Origin of the sequence: Mesorhizobium sp. M7A.F.Ca.US.006.04.2.1 (assembly GCF_004022915.1) — a bacterium.
In the GTDB taxonomy this organism is placed as follows: Bacteria; Pseudomonadota; Alphaproteobacteria; order Rhizobiales; family Rhizobiaceae; genus Mesorhizobium; species Mesorhizobium ciceri.
In genome coordinates this window covers 1-2,435 of sequence record NZ_RZQA01000903.1, presented here as the reverse complement: position 1 = coordinate 2,435, position 2,435 = coordinate 1, and the positions used below count along the sequence as shown (strand labels likewise).

Annotated in this window: 3 protein-coding genes; all 3 read left to right on the top strand. The window is 62.7% G+C overall.

What is annotated here, in order from left to right:
* The coding region (locus EN925_RS31950) for an SDR family oxidoreductase (protein ID WP_164894531.1) at positions 1–1,244 on the top strand (1,244 nt) is incomplete at its 5' end.
* Complete coding sequence (locus EN925_RS31945; protein WP_127370388.1) at positions 1,244–1,726, top strand: DUF2269 family protein; 483 nt, start codon at positions 1,244–1,246, stop codon at positions 1,724–1,726. The genes EN925_RS31950 and EN925_RS31945, both read left to right, overlap by 1 nt.
* 327 nt (positions 1,727–2,053) lie before the next feature.
* Positions 2,054–2,435: SOS response-associated peptidase family protein (locus EN925_RS31940; protein ID WP_206633042.1), on the top strand; the 382-nt coding region annotated here is incomplete at its 3' end.

Genomic DNA, 2,435 nt, shown 5'->3' with positions numbered 1-2,435 from the left:
CTCTTTGTGCGCGCCTGGCCGCCGATGGATATGAAATCGTTCGCGTGCTGCATCGTGCCGGCGCCGCGCCCTTCAGAGGCTTGCCGCCTGTCTTGCTCGACATGGCAAAGGCGCTGCAGACGCAGGACTGGAGCCCGCATCTGATAGGCATCGACGCGGTCGTCAACTGCGCCGGCGTGCTGCAGGACAGCGCGCAAGAAAGCACTGGCGGTGTGCATGCGGGTGGCGCATCGGCACTCTTTGCCGCCTGTGAGCAGGCGGGCGTGAGAAAAGTCATTCACTTCTCGGCAATCGGGGTCGATCGGCTGCAGCCGTCCGCCTTCTCGGCCACCAAGCTGGCTGGCGACCAGGCGTTGATGGCGCGCGATTTGGACTGGGTCATCCTGCGCCCGTCGGTCGTGCTGGGCCGGCCGGCGTTCGGCGCCAGTGCGCTGTTTCGCGGACTGGCCGCATTGCCACTGTTGCCGGTGATGCCCAGCACGGGTCGGCTTCAGGTCGTACAGTTGGATGACGTGATCGCCACTGTCCTGCATTTTCTCCGGCGCGATAGCGCATCGCGCATCACGCTTGACCTTGCCGGACCTGAAGCGCTTCCGATGAGCGAGGTGGTCGGCCTCTACCGCCGCTGGCTCGGGTCGAGACCGGCTGGAGAGTTCACTCTGCCCGGAAGCGTCGCGGCCAGCCTGTACCGGATCGGCGATGCGACGGCTCTGCTCGGCTGGCGCCCGCCGATGCGCAGCAATGCGGCCAAGGAAATCGTGCGGGGCGCTGTCGGCGACCCGCAGGCGTGGATCACAGCGACAGGGATCCAACCATCCAGCCTCGAAGCGGCGCTAAAGCTCAATCCCGCGACGGTGCAGGAGCGATGGTTCGCCCGTCTCTATTTCGTCAAGCCGGCGATCTTTACTGTCCTGCCCTTCTTCTGGATCATGACCGGCATCATTTCCCTGACCACCGGCTGGCGCCGCGGGGTCGACTTGCTGGTCGGCACGGCCATCGGTCCGCTGGCGGAACCGGCGGTCATCGCCGGAGCGCTGGCTGACATGGCGGTCGGCGCGTTGATCGCCTGGCGGCCGACCAGTCGGCTGGGGCTGTTCGGGGCGATCGCGGTGGCTCTTTTCTATGCGATCGCGGGGACCATGCTGCGACCAGAACTGTGGAACGAGCCGCTCGGCCCATTCCTGAAGATCCTGCCGATCCTGGTTCTGCATTTTGTCGCGCTAGCGGTCCTGGAGGAACGCTGATGACCTACTTCATGCTCAAGTTCCTGCATGTCGTCGGCGCGGCCGTGCTGCTGGGCACCGGCGCCGGCATCGCCTTCTTCATGCTGCTCGCTCACCGGACCGGAAATTCCGCGACCATCGCGGCGGTCGCACGCATCGTCGTGATCGCCGATTTCATCTTCACTGCAACCGCCGTCGTCGCCCAACCTGTCACCGGTGCATTCCTCGCCTGGCATTCCGGCTATTCGCTGACCGAGGGGTGGATTGTGCTTTCGATCCTGCTCTACCTCATCACCGGCCTGTTCTGGCTTCCAGTCGTGTGGATGCAGATCGAGATGCGCAATCTCGCTATGCAGGCCGCGGCAGAGAAGCAACCTCTACCACAGCGCTATGACACCTTGTTTCGGCTCTGGTTCGCCTTTGGCTTTCCTGCCTTCGCGGCAGTGCTCGCCATCTTCTGGCTGATGATTTCGCGACCTTCGATCGATTGGTTCGCCTTGTAGCACCGGACTTCGTCTCCCTCGTCACGGTCTGCAACATCGCTGCGCCTACCAAATGGAAGGCGATGGGCGCCAGCCGCAGACTGCCTCGTTCCGTTCCTACATACCGGGTGGCAATGGTTGCACAGGTTCCAGGCCATCGCCCGAGCACCACTGTGGCCGGAGGCTGACGGGACTTTGATTGCCGACGACACGTCTATCCACGTCGCCCGAAATGCATCAAGCAGATTGCGAGATTTCGGGCATAGCGGAAAATCTCCGGATGGTGGCGCCGCAGCCAAGCCGCGTTATCTGTTATAAGTCATCAACTGACTGAAAGCGTGGGCAGCCATGTGCAACGACTATGAGCAGCATATCGCCTGGGCCGAATATTGCAGGATGATGCAATTGCTGGCGCTCGACATTCCCACTTATCAAACCGAACTGGATCTGCCGCAGGCGGATGACATCCGCATCAGTGATCCCGCCCCGATCATGCGCGCCGCCGGCGACACGATCGAACTCACGCGCATGACCTTTGCCTTTCCGCCCTCCGGGCCCAAAGGCGGGCCGATCTTCAACTTCCGCTCGGAAGGACGGAACGTCTCCAACAGCAAGCGCTGCCTTATTCCGGCGTCGGCTTTCTTCGAATTCACGGGAAAGAAGTCTCCAAAGGCTAAGCATCGCTTCACGCTCAACGGCGCCTCGTTCATGGCGATCGCCGGCCTGTGGC

Bases quoted from the DNA above. Each gene is read 5' to 3' on its own strand.
- EN925_RS31945 (WP_127370388.1), top strand. From the start codon at position 1,244: ATGACCTACTTCATGCTCAAGTTCCTGCATGTCGTCGGCGCGGCCGTG.